This is a genomic window from Pontibacter saemangeumensis (assembly GCF_039541895.1).
Taxonomy (GTDB): Bacteria; Bacteroidota; Bacteroidia; order Cytophagales; family Hymenobacteraceae; genus Pontibacter; species Pontibacter saemangeumensis.
In genome coordinates, this window is sequence record NZ_BAABHC010000042.1 from 35,216 (window position 1) to 58,568 (window position 23,353).

The following is a 23,353-nucleotide window of genomic DNA, read 5'->3' on the forward strand; positions in this document are numbered from 1 at the left end:
CCTGCTTATATGATTCTTGTCACTGCACTTTAGCCGCTAAAACGTGCCCGCTTGAACAGAAAGAAGGGAAAGTACAAGCTCGGCTATTAGTTGAATCTGGGATGCTGTATTACTGACAGAATTACCCGCAAGAGAGATCTGAAGCTATGTCCATTCGTAGCATGGAGCCAGCATCGGACAAGCTGGTAGTTCATGCTGGGCAGGCACAAGGCAGCAGGATTGCAGCTCTATGGCTGCTGTTAAAGCCAGCAGATACAGTATATGGTAGGTTATAAAATGGAGTTGCAGCTTCGGACAGAACGCAGACAGAATACTCTGTTTTACATTCAGCCTGCCTGCCAAACCTTAAGCTAATCAATAGGATGAAATACTTTAATCTATTGCATTAGAAGTTATGGCTTTATATATTATTAGTTCCTGATACCTTGTGTTTCTGTGAATCATACTCAGGAAAGAAATCATATCCCGCATATATTAAAGAAGGATGGACTGCCCCCGCTTGCCTTCTGATTTTTATTAAGGCTTTAGGAAGAGGGCCTGTAAGTGGTGAAGGACTTATCGCTGTAGAATATCATGACCTGCTCAATCGATCTTTCAGGTGCGGCAGGCTTTTTTTCAACAGAAGGTGCTTCTTGTACTTTTTCTACTGACGGTGCTGGCATAGGAGCTTCTTCCTGCACGGCAGAAGCCCTTTCAGCAACAGGTGGTTGCGGTTCTTTTTCCTTAACTGCTGAAGCTAAACTCATTAGCATGCTCCCCTCCCCCAACAACAGCCAGTTCCTGTCCACATCACGGTAGGTGCTCACGATCTTCAGAATCACGTCCAGACTCGGCTTGTTACGGCCACTGAGGATATGGCTGACAATCGCGCGCGGCACTTCAATGCTGTCAGCGAGTTGTGTAGAAGTCAAGCCCTTGTGCTCCATTATTTGCCGGATACGCTCCACCATACTGCATGAATTTATCTGATTCTATAGGTTACATTTGTAATATACATAATGTTTAAATAAGAACAAGCGCTAAAGGAAAGGATATAACAACGATCTACTTTATCTTCGTTAAAATACTGTAAACGATTTATTAACAACGCTTTATAATGCATCTATATTAGTCTGTGTTTCCTGTTTACAAATGTATATACAATTGTAAACAGGAAACACAGACTGAGGGAAACAGATCTGTATCAAATAGGGTTGGCGCAGGAGCAGGTAGCTGTAGAAGTTAAATTGAGAGAGGTGAAAATACTGCTTTTAATCAAACGGAATTTGATTATGTGACACAATGTCAGGACAAAGCGATGCGTTTGTGGATAACTCGAGTTATCCACAAACGCATCGCTTTCAACAATTTAAGCATATCAGCTTTACCTAATGCTCACATCGTTTAAAAGGTGACACTTACTTGCAGTGACAAAAATGGTGGCTAAGGGGTGCCCTAAAGAAGGCATGGCGCATTTTTACCAGTAATTGAACTTTATTGTTAGAACTCTTTTGATTCAGCTCAAATCATAGCAATAAGGAGGCCCCTGCCCAAAGAAATAATTTCCCTGGGCAGGGGCCTCCGTATGTCTCTAAAATTCTAAAAGTTTGTTATTTCACCAGCAGTATCCCATGCATGCGCTGCCAGTGGTCAGGGTAGGTACAGACAAAGTTATAGGCACCGGGTTTGGTAGGCGCCGTAAACTCCATCTCAATGGTCTGCCCTGGTAAGACCATAGGCGAGGCCGCGATCACAGCCGGCATTTCCGGCACATAGTTGCCAGAAGCCCCCAACTTTTCTCCGGCTACCGCAACCTGCTTGTATTTGTCGGGAGTCGTGAAAACAACATTGTGTACCATCGGCATGTCAACCCCTTCGTTGATAAAAGTTAACTTCACGAGCGACATCGCTTTTACCTCCAGCGTATCTTCGCTGAAAGCGATCTCCTCCAGCGTATTTCCGGTAGCCCGCAGGGTTATCTCTTCTATCTCCTGCAAGGTAGTATCCGTCTTCTCTTCCACCACAGGTGCACTGGAGGCTGTGGAAGTGTCTTCGATTGCAGCTTCTTCTGCTTCTGAAACCGCAGCCTCGTCTACGGTTGCCTGGTTGCAGTTCCAAAGCAGGAGGCAGCTGCCCGCAAGGCATAATTTATAAATGCGTCTGATCATTTCAAGGGTTTATCGGGTAAGAAAATGGTATGGTTTGAGATAAATAGCTTCTCTACCCAAAATACTCCTGCTCTAATTTTTTGTCGTGCCCATAGATATCATCCCGGAAGTGAATCACCCCATTCTCATCTACCCAACTGGTAAAGTACACGATGTATACCTGCACCTTGTTCGGCAAGGTGACCCAAGTTTCCTCATCCCCCGTCATGGTGCTCCTTATTTCAGACTCACTCCATTCGGACTGGTCCTGCAACAGGTATTTCGCCAGTTCTACCGGGTACTCAACCCGCACGCAGCCATGGCTGAAGTCACGTGAAGTCTGGCTGAACAAGGCGTCAGCCGGCGTATCGTGCAGGTAAACGGCATACTCATTCGGGAACAGAAACTTGATGGAGCCGAGGGAGTTTTTCGGACCCGGCTTCTGGCGCACGAGGTAATTGAAGTTCTTCTCCGTCACGTTCTCCCAATCAATCGATGCGGGCGACACGGGCTTTCTGGCCTTGTCGCGGGTAACGACTTCCATATTCTGCGTAGCCAGCCAATTTGGATTCGTCAGCATATGCGGCTTTATTTCAGCCTCAACAATAGTATTGGGTACATTCCAGTAAGGCGCCATGACCACATACTCGAGCTTATCGCTGAAGATAGGAGTTGAATGCATGGTTTTGCCCACGATCACCCGCATATCCATCACCTGCTTATACTGGCGCTCGGCGTCCGGCTCCCCGTCCGGGTCTTCATAAATATAAAGCTTGTACTCGGGTATGTTCACCCATATATACTTTTGCTCCAGGCTTTTAGGCACCATACGCTTCGGTATCCAGCGCCAGCGCTCCATGTTGATCATGATCTGCCGGATACGGTCCTCAAGGGGAATATTGAGCGTGGCGAGGGTTTTGCCTCCTAAAATGCCATCTTCCGCCAGGCCATTTTGCATCTGAAACTGCTTTACCTGCTGCACAAGCTTCTCATCATACTTCCGCATGTTGGGGTCAGCGGCATTTAGCTTGATCTCGGGGTCCAGGCGCTTGCGGAGCGTGACCACCACGGCTCCGGTGTCACCGGGTTGCAGCGTCTTGCGGTTGCCCAGTTCCACTTTTGGCCACCCCCCTTTTTCCTGCAGTGCACGGTATACCTGCAGCTTGTCGCGCAGCCTCGTATAGCCGGCGTGGAGGGCTTCAAATTCATAATAGGGGTAGGTGCTTTCGCGTTCCTTCAAAATCGTCTGAAGGGCCTTGTGTAGCTTTATTTTGTTCTTCTTCACATCCCACGTCACCTCGTTGGCATCGTCCGGGTTTACGCGGCCCCGGTAAAAGTCGGAGGCGTAGTTGAAGTAAGAGGCAGTGAGGGCCAGATCGATCTTTTGCTGCAGTTCAAGCCGCGCGGTATCGCTCGGCTCTAGGGCCTTGTACTGCCCCAGCATCTTATCGATTTCAGGCAGACGGTAATTTTTAGGGTCAAGCCCTTCCTTTGACGCATTGTCAATGGCGGCCATGAACTTCTGCGTCTCCGGCACCAGCTCATTCTCGCGGAACCAGGCCAGCTTGTAATCCCGATCGCCATAGAACAGAAACATCAGCTCCTCCTGTTTCTTGAATTCCGGCTTTTGCTGAATAAAGTTCTTCACAAAAACGCTGTCGGTGGTGGCCTGCGGCAGCTCTTCACTTCCGAACAAGCCGGATGTTATGCTTTTCTCCCCCTCCTCTGAACCAGACTGGTTGCAGCTAACCGCGGCAAAGAGGCCTACAACGGCCACAAGAGGAACAGACAGGTACTTTTTTATATAAGGGTTCATATTTAGGTTTACTGGTTTAGTTGCTGCTTCAGAACCGGAGTTTAAAGCCTGGCGCTGCTGCGGCGAGTACCACAACGATCTTGGTAATATCCAATTATAAAACAGCGTTATAGGTTTATTCAGGCATAATATCTCTTAGTACTTCAAAAGAACACAAAAAGTTATAAGGCTTCACCGGCCTTCCCTCTTATAAAAGGCTTGGTTGAACTGCCTGCAAAAAGCTCTCCATACTTTCTACTAAAACAGGAACAAACCAAGTAGTGTTAGATTTCGAGCGCTAGAACTGGCAGGGTGCTTGCGCAGGTTGATGGGAATCTTAATTTATGCTTACTTTACATTTCAAACCCCCTTTACCACCTATATGATCCGTTACCATCGCTTTTTAATGGGGCTGAGCATGGCCGGCAGCCTGCAGCTTGCCTCCTGCTCCACTCAAAGTAACATACATGACCAACCTATGACACAAGAACATATCGCGGCAACGGCGGCCCCCGCCGATGTGCACAGTTACGCACAACCGGAAGAAGCCGTGACTCGGCACCTGGACCTGGACCTTGCTGTAGACTTTGACAAAAAAATGCTGACAGGGCAGGCTTCCTACCTGATTGAAAACAAAACCGGCACAGACGAGATCGTGTTTGACACCCGGGGCCTGAACATTGAGCTGGTGTGGCTGGGAGAGGCGATGGAGGAAACCACCTTCCGGCTGGGTGAGCAAGACAAACTTCTGGGACGGCCACTGACGGTGCGCATCAAACCTGACACAAAAAAAGTGACGATCCGGTATAGCACCTCGCCCGATGCGGCTGCACTGCAGTGGCTGAACCCACAGCAGACCGCCGGAAAGGAGCAACCTTTCCTGTTCACCCAGTCGCAGGCTATCCTTGCCCGCACCTGGATCCCGATCCAGGACAGCCCTGGAATCCGGATCACCTACAACGCAAAGGTGACCGTGCCGCAGGAACTGCTGGCCGTGATGAGCGCCTCTAATCCCATGCAGAAGAACGACAGCGGGGTATATACTTTTGAGATGAAGCAGCCGATCCCGTCTTACCTGATGGCACTTTCGGTAGGTGACCTGGCCTTCCGGGAGATTGGCCCGCAAACGGGTATATATGCCGAACCCGCCACGATAGAAGCTGCGGCATATGAGTTTGCGGAGATGGACCAAATGCTGGCGGCCGCCGAGAAAATCTACGGCAAATACCGCTGGGACCGGTATGACCTGCTGGTGCTGCCTCCCTCCTTTCCCTTTGGCGGCATGGAGAACCCGCGGCTGACTTTTGTGACCCCCACCGTACTGGCCAAAGACCGATCGCTCACCAGCCTGATCGCGCATGAGCTGGCGCACAGCTGGAGCGGCAACCTGGTAACGAACGCCACCTGGGGCGACTTCTGGCTGAACGAAGGCTTTACTGTTTATTTCGAGCGGCGCATCATGGAAGAGCTATATAGCAAAGAATACGCGGACATGCTGAACGTGCTGGGCTACCAGGACCTGACCAATACCCTCGAAGAACTGGGCCGGGACAGCAAGGATACACGCCTGAAGCTGGAACTGGAGGGAAGGGATCCGGATGAGGGATTAACTGACATCGCCTATGAAAAGGGAAATTTCTTTCTCCAGAACATTGAGCGGGCGGTGGGGCGTGAGCAGTTTGACAAATTTGTGAACGCCTATTTCAGCACCTTCGCCTTCCAGAGCACCAGCACCGTGAAATTTCTGGACTTCCTTCGATCGGAACTAATTAAAGGGGATGAGGAACTTGCTCAGAAAATCAATATCGAGGGTTGGGTGTATACCACTGGCCTGCCGCAGGATTTCGTGGTGCCGACAAGTAGCCGCTTCGGCAAGGTTGAGGAGGCTTACCAGCAGTGGCAAAACGGCAAGTCCGCAGCGCAGCTTACCACCAAGGACTGGTCGAGCCACGAATGGCTTCATTTTATCCGGATGCTCCCCGAGCAGATGAGCCGGCAGCAGATGGCGGAACTGGACAAGGCCTTTGCTTTTACAGCCTCCGGTAATTCTGAAGTGTTGGCAGCCTGGCTCCTGCACGCCATCCGCAATAACTATACGTCCGCCGACGAGGCCCTCGAAACGTTTCTAACGCATGTTGGCCGCCGCAAATTCCTGGTGCCACTCTACAAGGAGCTGATCAAAACACCGCAAGGCAAGGAAAAAGCACTGGCTATATACGCGAAGGCAAGGCCAAACTACCATGCGGTGTCCACCGTTACGCTGGATGATCTCCTGAAGTAAGTAAGGGCAAAAAAAAAGGGGCAGCTATTTTATAGCTGCCCCTTTTTTTGTTTTGTTATTCGAAGTGAAAGACTCTGTTACCTTCATACCTGCTGGTTGAGCCAGGCGAAGGTACAGAGCCTTCCTTATGCTGTTACGATGGCCGCTTTATTTTTCGGCCTGAATATTCACCGTTTTTTCTGCAATTTTCGTTAACAAGGCATCTGTCTTCTTCTCTTCTTCCAGTGTCATTAACAACTGCTCGAGCACATCATTCATTCCGAGCTGCTTTGCATACGTACAAAGAGTACCATATGCCGCAATTTCGTAATGCTCGACTCTCTGAGCAGATCCAATGAGTGCGGCGTCCATTACACTCTTGTCGGCTTTTTCGCTCATCATAGATTCAGCCTCTTTGATGATGCCTTCCATGGCCTTGCACTTCTCACCCTTTACCTTTTCGCCCATCAGTTCAAAAACCTTTTCAAGGCGCTGAATCTGCTGCTCTGTTTCCTGCAGATGAGTTTCAAACGCCTGCTTTAGTTTATCAGACGAAGTGGCTTTGATCATCTTGGGAAGCGCTTTCGTGATTTGATTTTCAGCACTGTAAACGTCTTGGAGTTCGTGGAGCAAAAGGTCCTTTAAATTGTTTAGTTTCATAGCTTAGAAAGGTTACGCGTTAAAATAGTAAGTGGCTTTGCAGCCTTCTGTACATCCTATACGGCACACCATGCCCTGAGTTTACATATATGATTTTTTATTAGCAAAGCACCCTACATTTTATGCCATCACAGTATATAATATAACATTATTCATATAATAAAATGTAACTACACCTTTACTACTTTTTAATATTCGGGAATTACAGGCGCAGCAGGCGCATTTATGAAACGAATTTACATGAAAGGGGTACTCTTAGGGAGGCGAAGCAGCAGAATACTGCCCGGTTTAACAATTACAAATAACAACGTTATAGCATTCAGTGGATATACCCAAAGGAAAACTTATTGCCATCGGCGGGAATGAAGACAAGGGAACCTATCCGAACCCCAGGTCAAAGAGAAAGTATTACCTCGACTTTTTCGAGTTGGGAATCCTAAAGCGCTTTCTTCAGGAAATCCCGACCAAGAAACCTAAGATAGAGGTCATCACCACGGCTTCCATGATCCCGGAAGAGGTGGGCGAGCGCTACCTGAGTGCCTTCGGCATTCTGGGAGTGGAGGATGTGGGCCTGATGCACATCCGCACCGAGGAAGACGCGCTGGTGCCCGACTACCTGGCTCGGCTGAAAAAGGCGGACGGGGTAATGTTCAGCGGCGGCGACCAGTCCCGTATCACGCGTATGTTCCTGAACACCCAATTGCTGGAGGTGCTCCGGCACCGCTACTGGCACGAAGACTTCGTGATAGCCGGAACTAGCGCCGGAGCCATGGCCATGTCCCGGGTCATGATCAAGGGGGGCAGCGCCACGGAGTCGCTGCTGCGGGGGGCAGTCAAAATCGGGGATGGGCTTGACCTGATCAGCGGCGTGATCATTGATACGCACTTTGTCATACGCGGCCGGTTTGGCCGGCTGTTAGAGGCTGTGGTGACGCACCCTAAAACGATCGGCGTGGGGTTAGGTGAAGACACGGGGATACTTCTGACAGAGGGCCATTTGATCGAAACCATAGGCTCGAACCTGGTTGTAATCGCTGACGGGCATCATGTGCAGTACACCAACGTGCATGAGATAGAGAAAGGTAGGCCCCTTTCCATCGATAACATGGTGATGCACGTGCTCGCCAAAGGCAACCTCTACGACTTCAGTTCCAGGCGCTTTTACCAGAGCCACGAAGCTTACCAGCAGGCACAGTTGCAGGAGGTAAAATAACCTGCCAAACACCCAGCCTGTGCTGCCCGCGGCAAACCCGACGTTCTATAGTCAACTTCTGTTGAAGTTGCTGATAAGAAATGTAGGCCTCAAATACTTCATGCCTCTTTATATATACCGACAAACGTCCCTTCGCTGTTCTTCTTGCTGGCCCTGTACATGCCCTCTGAGTTGAAGGGTAGCGCCAACTCGCCTGCCCCGTTCACTGCAATCAGGCCACCTTCTCCCCCAAACTGCACCAGTTTGTGCATCACCACCTCGTCGCAGGCCTCCTGCAGCGTATACCCCTTGTACTCTACCAGGCAGGAGACATCATATGCCACCACGGCACGCATGAAAAACTCGCCGTGCCCGGTGCAGGATATGGCGCAGGTCTTGTTGTTGGCATAGGTCCCGGCCCCAATGATCGGGGTGTCCCCGATCCGACGATAGCGCTTGTTCGTCATGCCGCCGGTGGAGGTAGCAGCCGCCACATTTCCATCCTTGTCCACGGCTACCGCCCCCACCGTCCCGAATTTGTTATCCGGCTGCTCCGTGTGGTCCAGCATATATCCGTCAGAGTCGCGTACGTCGCTCCACTGCCTGTACCGAAAGGCGTCAAAGAAATAACTCTCCGGCGCAAAGGGGATGGAGTGGTTACGGGCGAACTCTTCTGCCCCGCCCCCGCTCAGCAGCACGTGGTCAGAGTGCTGCATTACCGCACGTGCCAGCGCCACCGGGTTCCGGACGCCCTGTACGCCCGCCACAGCCCCGGCATCGAGTGTTTTGCCGCACATAATGGCAGCATCCATCTCATGCTTCCCCTCCTTGGTGAAAACAGAGCCGCGGCCGGCATTAAATAATGGGCTGTCCTCCAGGAGCACCACCGCCAGTTCCACGGCTTGCAGGGCTGTCTTGCCTTCCTGCAGCAGCCGGTGCCCCGCCTCCACAGCCTGCTGCAAGGCTGCCCTGTACCCTTTTTCCTGCGCTGGCGTCAGGGACGACCGGGTGATGGTGCCGGCTCCTCCGTGTATGGCAATGGCGATGTCTTTCATAGGTATGCTGCTGTGATAATGGTTCCGCTACACTTTACGCCGATACCCAGGCGGGCGTTATTCCGACGCAAATTTTATCGATTATGCAGGCGTAAATGGAGCAAAGGCAGCAGAATTTTCGTTATCTTTGTTCTGATCTAGATAACTTATTTTAACAATTTTATTATGTCGTTTGATATTCAAGGTAAGCTGTACGAAACGTTTGAGGAGCAACAGGTAAGCGATAAATTCAGGAAACGTGAGTTTGTGCTGGAGATCCCGGATGGCTCTTTCACCCAGTATGTGAAATTCCAGCTAACGCAGGACAAGTGCAACCTTTTAGACCCATTCAAAAATGGCGATGAGGTGAAAGTGACGTTCAACCTGACTGGCAAGCCCTTCACAAAGAACGGCACCACGATGTACTTCACAAACCTGCAGGCCTGGAGACTTGAGCCAGCCGCCGGCAATGCCGGTGCACCTGCCGGTAACGCGCCGATGCAGCAGGACGCCCCGTCCTTCTACAGCAGCGACGCAGACAACGATCTGCCTTTCTAAAGCATATAGTAATTCAGCATAAGGAAGCGGGCTCTGCAGAGCCCGCTTTTTTTACGGCCGCCTGTTCTAATGTTAAGTCGCCAAAGAGTTTGATATCACTTGATTAATGCCATATCTATTTTAGCCGTTGCATGTGCTCTGTATGAAAGCTATAAGGAAGCAAGAGGCATATTCACTGGCTTTATTGGAATCAGTGATCTATCAAATGGTGTTATAACGTAAGGGCAATATTCGACAGCAGTAGCAGTAGTTTCTGTTTTGTGGCATCTGCCCTTTTTCTTCACTTTACGTTATATATAGCGCTCTGCACCGCAACCTATGGAAGAATTACAGCGCCTCATTCTCCAGGGCGAAAACGACAGGCTTGATTTTAAGCAACGCGTTACGCAACCGGAGAAGATTGCCCGCACGCTCGTCTCCTTCGCGAATACAAGAGGGGGTGTGATCCTGATCGGCGTCAAAGACAACGGCACCATTTCCGGCATTGACCCTGAGGAGGAGAAGCACACCCTGCAGTTGGCGGCGGACTTCTATTGCGACCCGCCCGTGAAAGTGCAGTACGAGGAAGTGGAGGACGACAACCGCACCGTGCTGAAAGTAATTATACCGGAGAGCACGCATAAACCGCACTATGCCAAGGTGAAGACAGACGACTGGCGGGGGTATGTGCGGGTAAAGGATACCAGCGTGCAGACAAGTAAAATTGTGGAAAGGGGACTTGCCCTGGAGCCGCCGCAGTTTGAGCCCCTTCCCCTCGACCGGCACGAGAATGCAGTACTGGTTTACCTGCGGGAGAGCCCGCGCATCACCCTGAAGCAGTATATGAAGCTGGCAAACCTTTCTGAGCGCCGCGCCTACCGCACCCTTGTGAAGCTGGTGATACACGGTTACCTGCGCCTGCACGATAAGGAGAAAGAGGATTTTTACACCCTCAGCTAAAGCCCTGGTTTCACCATAATGGAAATAGTATTTATATAGAGGGGCAGCAGGTATATAGTCCTGCTGCCCCTTCTGCTTATTCTTTCAACAACAACCGGTTTCCGTTCACATAGTACTCAGTGTGGCTGAAGTTCCCGCTGTCGTCATATACTTTCCACTCGCCAAACCAGAAGTAGCGGATTTTCTCTTTGGTATCCTCCACCCTCGCCTGTCCTTCCTTTTCAAGCGACCCGTTCTCATAATAGCGCTTCACGGGTATATAATCCAGCTTGCGCTTATGCCGCTCCACCATATATAAATTGCCGCTGGGATAGTAGAAGTAGCGCCAGGTGCCTACTTCCCGGCCATGCCGGAAGCGCCCCTTCCGGAGCATGGTCTTCTCATCGGGGCCCATGATTTTCCACATGCCATGGAACCTGCCGTTATCATCAAACCGGTTAATGCGAAAAGGCCAGATGCCCCGACCGTACGACTCCTTCGGCGCTCTGGCGATCAGTTGTGCCTCGGCCAGCAATGGCAGCAGCACGAAAGCAGAGAGAAAACATAACCTGATAAGCATATAGCTGAATTTTTTAAAGGTGGAGATCTTTACGAATTTAAAAATTATTTTATATCAACTAAGCATTTAGTTATACAGCGTTTAGCTTACTAAAGTTTTGAAAATTAACCTTGTATATCCAGGCGGGAAAGTGTAATATACCTAGCAAATGAACGCCCCTCCTGCTTCGCCTGCTGCTGGCGTAGCCGCCCCTCACAAACTCACGTAAAAAGGCTGAAACAGGAGCACCGAAACGTAAAATCAGCTATCACAAGTTTCACCCTTAGCCCTTAGCCTATGGCAAGCACAAAAACCTCTTCTGCCGCTTCCGGCAATTCGAAAGTCTCAAAATCCAACGCCACTGTCAGGAACAGTAAAACAGCCAGGGTGAAGCCAGGCGCCACAGAAGCAGGAACCAAAAAGGTATTCGTGCTCGATACTTCCGTGATCCTCTACGACCACAGCGCCGTCCAGAATTTCATGGAGCATGATGTGGCCATCCCGATTACGGTGCTGGAGGAACTCGACAACTTCAAGAAGGGCAATGATATCAAAAACTTTGAGGCCCGCGAGTTTATCCGCTATATAGACAAGCTGTCGGCGGAACACAAGCTGCAGGAGTGGCTCCCGCTGAACGGTAAAAACAAAGGCGCCTTTAAAGTGCTGATGAACGAGGCCACGTCCATGGATGCCACCACCATCTTCGGTGACAAAAACGACCACCGCATCCTGAACTCGGCCCTCACGCTGAAGCAGGAAATGCCCGGGAGCAAGATCGTGCTCGTGACCAAGGACATTAACCTGCGCCTGAAAGCCCGCGCCCTCAACCTCACCGCCGAGGACTACGAAACAGGCAAGATACAGGACGTGGCCGGCCTCTACTCCGGCAACGACACGGTGGAGGATGTGCCGGCGCCCGTGATCAGCGAGCTGTATGAGAAGGGGGTCTGCGATCCGGAGAAGGTACTACAGGCTGTTCCGAAGGACAACCACTTCTTTATCCTGAAAAGCTTTAAAAGCTCTTCGTTAGCGTTTTATAACGCGGCAGAGAAACAACTGGAGCGGGTAGACAAGCCAACTGCCTTCGGCGTAAAACCGCGCAACGCGGAGCAGACCTTCGCGCTGCACGCCCTGCTGAACCCGGAGATCAAGCTGGTATCGGTACAGGGCGTGGCAGGCACCGGCAAGACGCTGCTGGCGCTGGCCTCCGCCATTGAGCAGCGCCGCGAGTATAAGCAGATCTATCTGGCGCGCCCCGTGGTGCCGCTCAGCAACAAGGATATCGGCTACCTGCCCGGCGACATCAAATCGAAACTGAACCCCTATATGGAGCCGCTGTGGGATAACCTGAAATACATCCAGAACCAGTTCGCGGAAACAAGCAAGGAGTTCCAGAAGATCCGCGACATGGTGGACCTGGAGAAGCTGGTGATTACGCCGCTGGCCTATATCCGCGGCCGCAGCCTTTCGAACATTTACTTCATCGTGGACGAGGCCCAGAACCTGACGCCCCACGAGGTGAAAACCATCATCTCGCGCGCCGGCGAAAACACCAAGATCGTTTTTACGGGCGATGTGCACCAGATCGACACCCCTTACCTCGACTCGCAGAGCAACGGCCTCTCCTACCTCATCGACCGGGCGAAGGACCACCCGCTCTACGCGCACATTACCCTGCTGAAGGGCGAACGTTCGGAACTGGCAAACCTGGCCAACGAGCTTTTATAGGAAAGCCCCCCATTTGTATATAACAGCAAAGCCTGCGCTATGGACGCAGGCTTTGCTGTTATATATCTATAAGCTAAATAGTTAATGCGCTATATCTTTATTTTTGGTTTGATGATTCCTACTTCCGCTTCAGGTAACGGTCCTGTAAGATGAGCATGTGGTGGAGTTCATGCGCGGCCATCACATGGATGACGCCCCGCACGGAGATACGCCGGCCGTTCGCCACGCCGAAGTTATTCATCATCTCGTAGGTAAAGCTGCGGAACATGGCCATGTTGGAGCGGCGCGTCAGTTCATACTCATCCAGTATGTTTTCCAGGGGCCTGATGTTGGCCAGTGAATTGTACACGTATTTGTTTTCGTCCCAACCCGGCAACTCCACCTCCTCGTAACGGCTGATGCAAAGGGCTCGGTACCCGAAAATGCGCTCTGCGTCAATGAGGTGCTGCAACACCTCTTTCATCGTCCATTTGCCTTCGGCGTAGGTTTCCTCGGCACGTTCGTCCGAAATGTTCCTGAACATATACCGCAGGTCCACGGCCTGCTTCTCGAGCAAATACAAAATGTCCCCCTCCGGCAGCAGGCTCATGTAATCCTGGTAGATGGCCGGATATTCTTCTGCGGTTGGTCTGTTAATGGTGGTCGGCATAAGCGGTTCTTGTTTTAACTGCTTTTTTCTTACTGTTATTGAGGAGTAAGGTTTTAAGGCCGAGGAGCCCTTTCTCCACTTCATCCTGCTTGCGGTATTTCTGTACTGCGCCCAGCACCTTTTGCCAGGGGCTCTGCCCCACCACCGCCTGCTGCTTCCACACGACCTGCGTGCCGCCCGCCACAGGGGCCAGCGTAAACGAACCCAGGATGTTTTCCGCCGCTCCGTTCTCGCTTTGCCTGTAGGTAAGAGAGGAAGGGCTGATGCTCTCCGTGAAGACCACTTGGCCGTTCCCGACGCGGTCCCCGCTCCACTGCATGCGGGCGCCGGCACCCGCCATGGGTCCGCCGTACAGGTGGATCATCGAAGGGTCCTCCTGCTTATTCAGCACACTCCACTTCTGCCACTCCATCGGGTTATCCAGCAGTGCATACACCTCTTCCGGCGGGGCTTGCAGCACAATAGCCTGCTGAACCTCCAGCTCGGCCGGGAGCAGGTAATACGCAGCACCGGCCGCTGCCGCCAACAGCACAGGCAAGGGTAAAAGCACTTTGAACAGCAGCTTCATAAGAAGGAATGGGTTTAAGGTTTTATCCAGCCAGACGGCTGATTTCTACACCAAGTTAAGTTAGCTTTTAGGTAGGAATCAAGCAGGAAGCTATATATATTTTCAGGCGTGAATGGCCTGAGAAAGGGGGCCATTACGGCCGGGGCAGCCTAATAGATCTTTCGCACGTAGAGGGAAAGAAGAGACTATACAAAAAATATAAAGCAATGATACAAGATTGGATAACAAAGGGATTTAAATACTCTCAGAATCCTATATTTAAAAAGTTTCTCGGCAAAGCCGGCGGCTATATGACGAAGCCCCTTAAGCTGGGTGTGCTGCTGACATCGGCGTACGGCAAACTGGTGGATACCGACAGCAAGCAAAGCGGCTTTGACCAGCTCAAGGAATTCATGTTCACTTTTATCCGCCTGATAAAGGCATACTTCCGCGGCGACTACCGCCAGGTGGCGAACAAGTCTTTACTGATCGGCGTGGCGGTGCTCCTGTACCTGGTGACCCCGCTGGACATTATCCCGGACTTTATCCCGGGCATCGGCCTGCTGGACGACATCAGCCTGATGGCCTGGTTTGTGGATGCGTTCCAGAAAGAGATCACCCGCTTCAAGGAGTGGGAGGCTGACCGCAACTTTGACCATTCGCGCATCGGCACCTTCTAAGGGAGAGAACTATATATAAAAAGCCCCGCTTGCAGCTGCAGGCGGGGCTTTTTATATATAGTTAATGCTGATGAAAGGTTTTGGAGACGAAGGCGAGCACCTCGGGCAGCGCCTCGCGCCAGTAGGTCCAGTTGTGGGCGCCGTCACGTACGCGGTACTGGTGGGGAATATCTTTTTTACGCAGAGCAATATGCGCCAGGGCGTTGCCCTCATACAGGAAATCGTCGTCGCCGCAGTCTATATACCAATTCACCTGCTTCACAGAGTCGGCCGGCATGGTTTCGATTAACTCAAGGGCGCTGTGCCGTTTGTAGTAAGCCTCCACCTGGGCATCAGTCGCCGTCACCTCCTTGTTTCCGATGCGGGCCATGAACGTCTTCGCGTCCGCCAATGACAGCGGCCCCACCGCGGCACTCAGCGGGCAGGCCGACGAGAACAGCTCCGGGTGATGCAGCGCGTACATAAAGGAGCCCCCGCCCCCCATCGACAGGCCGGCAACAGCGCGGTAGCGCTTCTCGCCCTTGATGCGGTATTCCTTTTCTATATAGGGCATAAATTCCTCGAAAAAGAAATCCTCATAACGCCACTCGCCGGTGGCATCGTTAAAATAGCCGCGCTGCCCGGTGTTGGCGTCCGGCATCACAATCACCATGGGCGTGGCCGTGCCGTCTTCGATGGCTTTGTCCGTAATCCGGAGCACCTCCCCGAACTGCACCCAGCCGGTCTGGTCGTCGCCGGCACCGTGTAGCAAGTACAGCACCGGGTAGCTGCGCTGTGAGCTGTCGTAGCCCGGTGGCAGGTACACGGCGTACTTCCGGTTGCTCTTCAGGATCTTGCTTTTCACAGACAGGTTATCCATCACTTTTCCGGTTGTCTGGGCAAGGAGCGTAGCGGGGTAAAGCAGGCACGCCGCCAGTAGGCCGATCAGGTAATTTTTTCGCATAGGGTTCGATTTATATATGAGCTAAGATTTTCAGGGTTGGTGATAATTTTTTTCCGGTAGCCTGCGGGAGCAGCGGGTGCAGAAATCTATATAAAACTGTGCTGCTGCCTTCTATTGGATTCTATCTTATTCATGGATCCAGTAAAAGTCTGTTTCCTGCCCCTCCTCCACCATATTTACCTTTACTTTGAACAGTTCGTCAAACGCCAGCGCTGTGGAAGAAGCGTCCAGCCCCGGCACAATGATGTACGCCGCCGGGATCTTCAGTTTATCCATGCCCAAGAGTTTCTGGTCCTTCAGGTGGTTCAGCAGCGTTTTCACCTCGTCCTGTGGCGTATCACCCTCCTTTGCGTGCCAGATAAAGTCCTGTCGCTCATCCTCGTCTTCCGGGTCATATATCACGGTACCTGCAACACATTTCTCATCCTGGTACATCCACCGCACATGGCAAGCGCCCAAGGCACTGAAAAACGTTTCCAGAAACACCTGCCTCTTATTCTTCATTGGTTTTATCAAGTTGCTGGATTTAAGTTTAAACCTGCTGCCCTATGTATATATAAGCAGTTACCTTATATAGTATGCATTTATTTACGGTGTCGGTTGCCACTGAAACTGATTTCTGTTGCTCCCGCAGCCTCCGCAAATCAACCGGTAGCTAATATAGCCAATTCCACTAATTAAACAGAACTCATCCCTAATTCAAACTATACCCCATACGGCCTGTATAGTCTGCTATATATGGCTACACAATCCGGAGCATCTTTCTCCCCAAAGGACAACTCTAAGGCTTGTAAGCAGAACGGGTGTTAAGGCCCTCTTTCCTCCTTCTTGAAAATCTTTTTAGGACTATAGGGGCAAAACGTAAAATTAACCTACCTTTGCGGACCGAATGAACATTCAATTGAACGCATGAGCGAGACAGAGCAGTTAGCAGACAAGAAGAAGGCGATAATGGAAAGTACACTCGAGTTGATAAAGGAGAATGGCTTTCACGGCACACCGATGAGCCTGGTGGCGAAGGAGGCCGGCGTGGCCGCAGGCACCATTTACCATTACTTCGAGAGCAAGGAACGCCTGATCTGTGAACTGTATTCCTACGTAAACAGGCTGCGGATAGAGGCCGTACAGCAGGGCGACAACCCTGATCTGCCCTACACCGAGCGCTTTTTCTCCATCTGGCTGCGTCTTTTTAACTACTACCGCGACAACCCGAATGTGCTGCAGTTTTTTGAGCAGTTTGTGAACTCCCCTTACAGTGCGAAAAACCCGGAAAAAGGCTATGATGCCTTCTATGAAAAGCTGTTCAGGTTCTGTAGGAAGGGGATCGAGGAAGGTTACCTGCGGCCCGCCAACCCGGAGATATTAGGGGTGCTGGCGCATGGCAGTATCATCACCACCGCTAAAATACACCGCTACGGCAAGATCAAACTCGGGGATGAGGAACTAAGGCAAATTGCCCAGATCATGTGGGACGGGCTGTCGGTGCGGTAGGATGATTATCAAATGCCACGACTTAAAGGGCGTTTGGTCATACCAAGGCGGCCTTTCAAGCTAATCAACATTTTGAGTGCATTTACGATACCATAACCTATACCAAAACTATGACAAAGCCCCATTCCACACGCTTCCCGCAGCCGACCAGGCAATGCAGCGAAAATTCAGACTACCTCTCACAGCTCTAATTTATTACGTTATATTTTCATGAAATTTTTGAATAGACTAAAGCCACTGCTGCTTGGCCTGCTGCTGTTCCCGTCCCTGCTGCAGGCACAGGACAGTACCGCGACCGCCCCTGGTAAACTTACCCTGGAACAGTGCGTGGATTACGCGCTGACGAACAGGGCGGCGGTTGAGCAGGCGGTGATCGATGAAGAAATCGGGGAACACCAGATCAAGTCGAACCTCTCAGGCTGGTACCCCCAGATCTCGGCCAGCTACGCGGGCACCAAGTTTCTGAAGCTCCAGCAGCAGCCATTCGGTGACCAGCTTGTAACCTTAGGCCGCAACTATTCCTCCAACATCCTGTTTCAGGCGACCCAGAATATCTTCAGCAGTGATCTGCTGCTGTCTTCCCGGGCGGCGCGATATGTTAGAAGGGACCTGGATCTCAATACGCTGAACACCCGGATCAATACGGTGGTGGAGGTGAGCAAGGCCTATTACGACCTGCTGCTCACGCTGGAGCAGATCCGGATTCTGGACGAGAACCTTGTGCGGCAGGAGAAGCAGTACAACGACGCCCGGAGCAGGTTTGAGGTTGGCCTCGTGGACAAGACCGACTACCAGCGCGCCTCTATCACGCTGGCTAATATCCGCAGCGACCGCAACAGGGCTGCTGAGGCCGTGAAAGCCAAGCAGGCGTACCTGAAGCAACTGATGGGCTTCCCGATCGAATCGGAGGTGAACCTGGACTATGATTATGAAACCATGGCGCAGGCGGTGCTTCTGGACACGACCGAGCTAGTGGATTTTGCCAACCGGGTAGAACTGCAGCAGTTAAAAGTGCAGCAGGAGCTGCTGAGCCTGAACACCAGCTACAACAAGTGGGGCTTTCTGCCGACGGTGTCGGCTTTCATCAACCATAACTCCATCTTCTTTAACAACGATTTCTCGCAGCTGTACGACCAGTCCTACCCCACCTCGGCAGTGGGGCTGCAGGTTACGGTGCCTATTTTTCAGGGGACCAAGCGGATACAGAACCTGAAGATAGCCCAACTGGAGGAGCAACGCGCGGAGGTGGAGGTTGAAAACGCCCGCAAAGCCATCAACACGGAGTACCAGACGGCCCTCGCCAACTATAAAAGCGACTACTACGAGTGGGTGACGCTGCGGGACAATATGCAGGCGGCCCAGGAAGTATACGACATCATCCGGCTACAGTACGACGAAGGCGTGAAGGCCTATGTAGACCTGATCGTGGCGGAGACAGACCTGCGCACCACCCAGCTAAATTATTACAATGCCCTTTTTAGCGTGCTCGCCAGCAAGCTAGACTACCAGCGCGCCATCGGGGACATTGATATCAACTAATCATACAGAAATCATATATAGAATGAAAAGGAATTTATCTTGGCTGCTGGCTGCCCTGGTCGGGCCGTTTGTACTTGTATCCTGCGGTGGCGACCAGAATGCCCAACAGCAGAACCCTGCCGCCGCCGCAGTGCCTGTCAATACCTATACCGTAACCGAGGAGAGCGTTACCGGCACCGACACCTACCCTGGCACCGTAGTGCCCCTGAAGGAGGTGGAGCTACGGCCCCAGGTGTCCGGTTATATCACCAACATCTATGTGCAGGACGGGCAGCGGGTAACCAAAGGCCAGCGCCTGTATGAGATAGACCAGAGCAAGTACCAGGCGACGTACCAGCAGGCGCAGGCAAACCTGCAGAGCGCCAAGGCGAACCTGGAGCGTGTGAAGAAGGACCTGGAGCGGTACGAGCGCCTTGCGGAGAGCGAGGCGATTGCCCGGCAGCAGCTGGACTATGCCCGCACCAACGTGCAGACGGCGCAGGCGCAGGTAGCGGCGGCGCAGGCACAGGTAAACAGCGCCTCCACCGACCTTGGCTATGCCACGATTAATGCGCCATTCGATGGCACTATCGGTATTTCGCAGGTGCGGGTGGGCGCGCAGGTGTCGCCGGGGCAACCGCTCCTGAACACCATCTCCTCCACCGACCCGATCGCCGTGGATTTTGTGATCAACCAACAGGAGATCAGCCGCTTTAGCCAGCTGACCCAGGGCCAGCAGCCAGACTCGCTGTTCATGCTCATGCTCAACAACAGTACCACTTACCCCTATCCAGGCAAGCTCATCGTAATTGACCGCGCCATCGGCCGGCAGTCGGGTACCACCACCGTCCGGTTGCAATTCCCGAACCAGGACCGCACCCTGATCCCCGGCATGACGGTGAACGTGCGTGTCCTGAACGAGGATATCGGCGAGCAGGTGGTGATCCCTTACAAATCGGTGACGGAGCAGCTCGGGGAGTATTTCGTGTATGTGGTGCAGGGGGATTCCGTGGTGCAGCAGAACGTACAGCTCGGTACCCGCTTTGGGAGCAGCGTGGTTGTGCGCGAGGGCCTGGAGCAGGGCAAAACCATTGTGGTGGAAGGCTTGCAGAAGCTCCGCCAGGGCGCGAAGGTACAGACAGGGTCACAGCAATCCGAACCCGCCGCAGCGGCAAGATAATTTTCTAAAGCAAGACTTTCCAGCGTAACATGATATCAGAAGTATTTATAAGAAGGCCGGTCACCTCCATCGTGATCTCCGTGGTGATCGTGCTGGTGGGGCTACTGGCAATGATGAACCTGCCGGTTACCCAGTACCCGAATATCTCCCCTCCCGTCGTGTCTGTGACGGCCAACTACACGGGCGCGGATGCCTTGACGGTGGAGCAGACAGTGGCCACTCCTGTGGAGACGCAGATCAACGGCACGCCGGGCATGGCCTATATCACTTCCACCAACACCAGCACCGGGCAGATGAACATGGCCGTTACCTTTGAGTTAGGCACTGACATCGACATCGCCACGCTCGACGTGCAGAACAGGGCAAGCATCGCTGAGCCGAGCCTGCCGGAGGAAGTAAGGCGCCTGGGCGTGACCGTGCGGAAGCGAAACCCCAGCATCATGATGGTGGTGGGCATCTTCTCTCCAAAGGGGACGCATGACATTGAGTACCTCGACAACTACACGAACATATATGTCCGCGATGCACTGTTGCGGGTGAAGGGTGTCGGGGATATAAATGCGCTGGGCCAGGACTTCAGTATGCGCATCTGGCTGCAGCCGGACAAGCTCGCCCAGTACAGCATCAGCGCCAGCGAAATCACGGGGGCCATTCAGGAACAGAACCTGCAGGTGGCCGCCGGTACGGTTGGGGCGAAACCGCAGTACGATACTCAGGCGTTTCAGTACCCGATCACGGTAACCGGCCGCCTGTCAACCCAGGAGGAGTTCGAGAACATTATTGTGCGCACCAATCCGGCGGATGGCTCGCTCGTGTACCTCCGGGACGTGGCAAGGATTGAGTTTGGACGTTTTGACTACGGAAGGGCGGCTACCATCAATGGCAAGCCATCAGCGATCCTGCTGATGTACCAGGCACCGGGCAGCAACGCCCTCGAAACAGCGGAAGGTATCTACGCTGCCCTGAACGAGCTGAAGGAATCGTTTCCGGCCGATGTAGACTATGTGGTTTCCTTCGAGACGGTGTCTGTGGTGCAGGTGTCCATCAACGAGGTGGTACACACGCTGATCGAGGCCCTCATTCTCGTGATCATCGTTGTGTTCCTGTTCCTGCAAAGCTGGCGGGCCACGCTGGTGCCGATTTTGGCCATTCCGGTGTCGATCATCGGCACGTTTATCTTTTTTATCCCGCTTGATTTTACTATCAACACCCTGACCTTGTTTGGTTTCGTGCTCGCCATCGGTATTGTGGTGGACGATGCCATTGTGGTGGTGGAAGCGGTGCAGCATTACATAGATCATGAGCGGTTGTCGGCACAGGAGGCCACCCGGAAAGCCATGAAGGATATCACGGCCCCGGTTATAGCCATTGCGCTTATCCTGGCTGCGGTGTTTATCCCCGTGGGCTTCATCCCGGGTATTGTGGGCCGGCTGTACCAGCAGTTTGCCATCACCATTGCCATCTCGGTGCTGATCTCGGCGTTTGTGGCGCTGACACTCACGCCTGCGCTGTGCTCGCTGATGCTGAAGCCCATGAACGTGAACAAGAAATCGCGGGGGCTGAACAAGTTTTTCTACAAGTTCAACAACTGGTTTGCTAGAACCACGGAATCCTACTCGGGCGGAGTGCGCAGAAGCATCAAGACGGCTCCGCTTGTGCTCGTGCTGCTGGCCTGTTTATATGCGGGTACGGTCGGGCTGTTTGCCGCTAAGCCCACTGGCTTTATCCCGACAGAGGATGAAGGGCGTGTCTTTGTGTCCATTGAGTTGCCCGAGGGCTCCTCTGCCACCAGAACGGAAACCGTACTGGCAGAAATGGGCAAAATCATGGCAGATATTCCGGCCATCAAGAACTACACGGCCATTGGCGGCCTGAATGCCATTAACTTCTCCTTTAAATCGAACAGTGGCACCATTTTCATTCAGTTACACCCCTGGTCAGAGAGAGAGGAGGCATCGGAGCAGTTGGCTGGTGTGATGACTACGCTCAATCAGCGGCTTGCCGTCATGCGCGAAGCGAACGTGGTGGTAGTGGCTCCTCCGGCTATTCCGGGTTTGGGTAACTCCGGCGGATTCAGCTTTATGCTGGAACAACGCGCCGGGGGTGGAGACCTGAAGCAGTTCGAAGCCGTGCTTGGGCAGTTTCTGGGAGCCGTGAACCAGCGCCCGGAAATCGCGATGGGTTACAGCTTCTTCAACACCCGCACGCCCGGCTACCATGTGGAGGTGGACAGGGAGAAGGCAAAACAGCTGGGCGTGAATATCGCGGATATATACGCGACCATGTCTTCCCTGATGGGAAGCCGGTACGTGAACGACTTCACCCGCTACGGCCGTAACTTCCGGGTGGTGGCCCAGGCCGACACGGCGTACCGCATGGATATTGAAAGCCTGCGGCAGTACTACGTCATCAACAGACAGGGCGGGTCCGTGCCACTGAGTGCCCTGGTAACTTCGCGCGTCGTGGAAAATGCCGCGGTTATATCCCACTACAACCTGTTCCGCTCCGCTGAAGTACTGGGTAGCGCTGCGCCGGGCTACAGCAGCGGCCAGGCACTGGCCGCCCTGGAGGAAGTGGCGGCAGAGGTGCTGCCAACAGGGTACGGCTACGACTTTTCCGGCCTCAGCCGTGAAGAGAAAACCGCCGGCAGCAGCACCATCTATATCTTCTCGCTGTCCATCATCCTGGTGCTCCTGCTGCTGGCCGCCCTGTACGAAAGCTGGTCGGTGCCGTTCTCTATCCTGTTTGCGATACCGCTGGGCATGTTCGGGGCCATCCTAGCGCTCACGTTCCTGCCGAAGCTGGACAATAATGTCTATGCCCAGATTGGTATGATCACCCTCATCGGTCTGGCAGCGAAAAACGCCATCCTGATCGTGGAGTTCGCCAAGGAGCGCGTGGACCGTGGCATGGACCTGATCGAGGCGACGATTGAGGCTGTAAAGCTTCGTCTACGCCCGATTATCATGACCTCGCTGGCTTTCATATTAGGCGTGGTGCCCCTGGCCATGGCCACAGGCGCCGGTGCCGTATCGCGCCAGACAATCGGGTGGGTGGTGATCGGCGGTATGCTGGCGGCCACGTTCCTGGCCATCTTCGTGGTGCCGGTGCTCTTCGTGGTGATTACGAGAGTAGCCTATGGTAAAAAAGGATTAGCTGAGCTCCGCGATAAAAATTATACAGCTGAAGAGGACGAAGGGGGTGATCCGAGCTATGTAAGTCCGCACTAGGTTTTACTGACTACCTTTTATATATAGCCCCGGCTCATTCAGTCGGGGCTATTTTATTTTTTATTAAAGGGGCAAAATCAATATCAAAGTCTGCTGGTTTACGAGCTTCCACAATACAAAGCTAGAGCGCCGCTTTATATATGGCTATCATATAATCACATGCTGCATATATAAAAGCAGCTAATTTTCCCGGCTAACTATATATAAATCTGAGAATATTTTCAGCGTCTGAACATCAAATAATGCTATAGGCCTATGTAAAATACAGTATATGTAAATACAGTG

20 protein-coding genes are annotated in these 23,353 nt (G+C 52.5%); 10 read left to right on the forward strand and 10 right to left on the reverse strand.

Going from position 1 to position 23,353, the window contains the following annotated elements; translation table 11 throughout:
• Window positions 1–524: 524 nt before the first annotated feature.
• The 3 genes from ABD920_RS24320 to ABD920_RS24330 all read right to left on the reverse strand — a co-directional run bounded on the left by ABD920_RS24320 (window position 525) and on the right by ABD920_RS24330 (window position 3,942).
• On the reverse strand, window positions 525–950 hold the full coding sequence (locus ABD920_RS24320) for a helix-turn-helix domain-containing protein (protein ID WP_345163539.1): 426 nt from the start codon (window positions 948–950) through the stop codon (window positions 525–527).
• Between the two features lie 639 nt (window positions 951–1,589).
• Window positions 1,590–2,147, reverse strand: coding sequence for a plastocyanin/azurin family copper-binding protein (locus ABD920_RS24325; RefSeq protein WP_345163542.1), 558 nt, complete (start codon window positions 2,145–2,147; stop codon window positions 1,590–1,592).
• 52 nt (window positions 2,148–2,199) lie between these two features.
• Window positions 2,200–3,942 (reverse strand): L,D-transpeptidase family protein, encoded by a 1,743-nt coding sequence (locus tag ABD920_RS24330; protein ID WP_345163545.1) that lies wholly within the window; start codon window positions 3,940–3,942, stop codon window positions 2,200–2,202.
• A 457-nt stretch (window positions 3,943–4,399) separates the two neighbouring features.
• Between ABD920_RS24330 and ABD920_RS24335 the strand changes: the two genes are divergently transcribed.
• The gene (locus ABD920_RS24335) at window positions 4,400–6,202 is read left to right on the forward strand and encodes a M1 family metallopeptidase (RefSeq protein ID WP_345163548.1); all 1,803 of its coding nucleotides are present in this window, start codon (window positions 4,400–4,402) and stop codon (window positions 6,200–6,202) included.
• Window positions 6,203–6,349: 147 nt separating this feature from the next.
• On the opposite strand, the gene ABD920_RS24340 is transcribed toward ABD920_RS24335, so the two are convergent.
• Window positions 6,350–6,841 carry a YciE/YciF ferroxidase family protein gene (locus tag ABD920_RS24340; protein WP_345163551.1) on the reverse strand — a complete coding sequence of 164 codons (492 nt, stop codon included), beginning with the start codon at window positions 6,839–6,841 and terminating at the stop codon, window positions 6,350–6,352.
• Window positions 6,842–7,163: 322 nt separating this feature from the next.
• Between ABD920_RS24340 and ABD920_RS24345 the strand changes: the two genes are divergently transcribed.
• The gene (locus ABD920_RS24345; RefSeq protein ID WP_345163554.1) at window positions 7,164–8,054 is read left to right on the forward strand and encodes a cyanophycinase; all 891 of its coding nucleotides are present in this window, start codon (window positions 7,164–7,166) and stop codon (window positions 8,052–8,054) included.
• Between the two features lie 98 nt (window positions 8,055–8,152).
• Here the strand turns inward: ABD920_RS24345 and ABD920_RS24350 are convergent, their stop codons facing one another.
• On the reverse strand, window positions 8,153–9,088 hold the full coding sequence (locus ABD920_RS24350) for an isoaspartyl peptidase/L-asparaginase family protein (RefSeq protein WP_345163557.1): 936 nt from the start codon (window positions 9,086–9,088) through the stop codon (window positions 8,153–8,155).
• Between the two features lie 165 nt (window positions 9,089–9,253).
• Between ABD920_RS24350 and ABD920_RS24355 the strand changes: the two genes are divergently transcribed.
• The gene (locus ABD920_RS24355) at window positions 9,254–9,625 is read left to right on the forward strand and encodes a DUF3127 domain-containing protein (protein ID WP_345163560.1); all 372 of its coding nucleotides are present in this window, start codon (window positions 9,254–9,256) and stop codon (window positions 9,623–9,625) included.
• A 318-nt stretch (window positions 9,626–9,943) separates the two neighbouring features.
• On the forward strand, window positions 9,944–10,564 hold the full coding sequence (locus ABD920_RS24360; protein WP_345163563.1) for an AlbA family DNA-binding domain-containing protein: 621 nt from the start codon (window positions 9,944–9,946) through the stop codon (window positions 10,562–10,564).
• 76 nt (window positions 10,565–10,640) lie between these two features.
• On the opposite strand, the gene ABD920_RS24365 is transcribed toward ABD920_RS24360, so the two are convergent.
• Entirely contained in the window at window positions 10,641–11,123 is a 483-nt protein-coding gene (locus ABD920_RS24365) for a toxin-antitoxin system YwqK family antitoxin (RefSeq protein WP_345163566.1), read from the reverse strand.
• A 276-nt stretch (window positions 11,124–11,399) separates the two neighbouring features.
• Between ABD920_RS24365 and ABD920_RS24370 the strand changes: the two genes are divergently transcribed.
• Window positions 11,400–12,830: a PhoH family protein gene (locus ABD920_RS24370; protein WP_345163569.1), complete on the forward strand. Its 1,431-nt coding sequence runs from the start codon at window positions 11,400–11,402 to the stop codon at window positions 12,828–12,830.
• A gap of 118 nt (window positions 12,831–12,948) precedes the next feature.
• Here ABD920_RS24370 and ABD920_RS24375 read toward each other — a convergent pair whose 3' ends face one another.
• Window positions 12,949–13,479: a DinB family protein gene (locus tag ABD920_RS24375; RefSeq protein ID WP_345163572.1), complete on the reverse strand. Its 531-nt coding sequence runs from the start codon at window positions 13,477–13,479 to the stop codon at window positions 12,949–12,951.
• Window positions 13,463–14,047: an SRPBCC family protein gene (locus ABD920_RS24380; protein WP_345163575.1), complete on the reverse strand. Its 585-nt coding sequence runs from the start codon at window positions 14,045–14,047 to the stop codon at window positions 13,463–13,465. Before ABD920_RS24380 ends, ABD920_RS24375 begins: the two co-directional genes overlap by 17 nt.
• Before the next feature lie 290 nt (window positions 14,048–14,337).
• Here ABD920_RS24380 and ABD920_RS24385 point away from each other — a divergent pair, with 290 nt between their 5' ends.
• On the forward strand, window positions 14,338–14,706 hold the full coding sequence (locus tag ABD920_RS24385; protein ID WP_345163579.1) for a YkvA family protein: 369 nt from the start codon (window positions 14,338–14,340) through the stop codon (window positions 14,704–14,706).
• Between the two features lie 61 nt (window positions 14,707–14,767).
• On the opposite strand, the gene ABD920_RS24390 is transcribed toward ABD920_RS24385, so the two are convergent.
• Together ABD920_RS24390 and ABD920_RS24395 are read right to left on the reverse strand one after the other, a co-directional pair.
• Entirely contained in the window at window positions 14,768–15,649 is an 882-nt protein-coding gene (locus ABD920_RS24390) for an alpha/beta hydrolase (RefSeq protein WP_345163582.1), read from the reverse strand.
• 126 nt (window positions 15,650–15,775) lie between these two features.
• Window positions 15,776–16,153: a hypothetical protein gene (locus ABD920_RS24395; RefSeq protein WP_345163585.1), complete on the reverse strand. Its 378-nt coding sequence runs from the start codon at window positions 16,151–16,153 to the stop codon at window positions 15,776–15,778.
• Between the two features lie 405 nt (window positions 16,154–16,558).
• On the opposite strand from ABD920_RS24395, the gene ABD920_RS24400 reads away from it, so the two are divergent.
• From ABD920_RS24400 to ABD920_RS24415, 4 genes are all read left to right on the forward strand, one after another.
• Window positions 16,559–17,140 carry a TetR/AcrR family transcriptional regulator gene (locus ABD920_RS24400; RefSeq protein WP_345163587.1) on the forward strand — a complete coding sequence of 194 codons (582 nt, stop codon included), beginning with the start codon at window positions 16,559–16,561 and terminating at the stop codon, window positions 17,138–17,140.
• Window positions 17,141–17,350: 210 nt separating this feature from the next.
• Window positions 17,351–18,679 (forward strand): TolC family protein, encoded by a 1,329-nt coding sequence (locus ABD920_RS24405; RefSeq protein ID WP_345163590.1) that lies wholly within the window; start codon window positions 17,351–17,353, stop codon window positions 18,677–18,679.
• Between the two features lie 22 nt (window positions 18,680–18,701).
• Window positions 18,702–19,838, forward strand: a complete 1,137-nt coding sequence (locus ABD920_RS24410) for an efflux RND transporter periplasmic adaptor subunit (RefSeq protein WP_345163592.1) — start codon at window positions 18,702–18,704, stop codon at window positions 19,836–19,838.
• A gap of 29 nt (window positions 19,839–19,867) precedes the next feature.
• The gene (locus ABD920_RS24415; protein ID WP_345163595.1) at window positions 19,868–23,068 is read left to right on the forward strand and encodes an efflux RND transporter permease subunit; all 3,201 of its coding nucleotides are present in this window, start codon (window positions 19,868–19,870) and stop codon (window positions 23,066–23,068) included.
• Window positions 23,069–23,353: the final 285 nt, after the last annotated feature.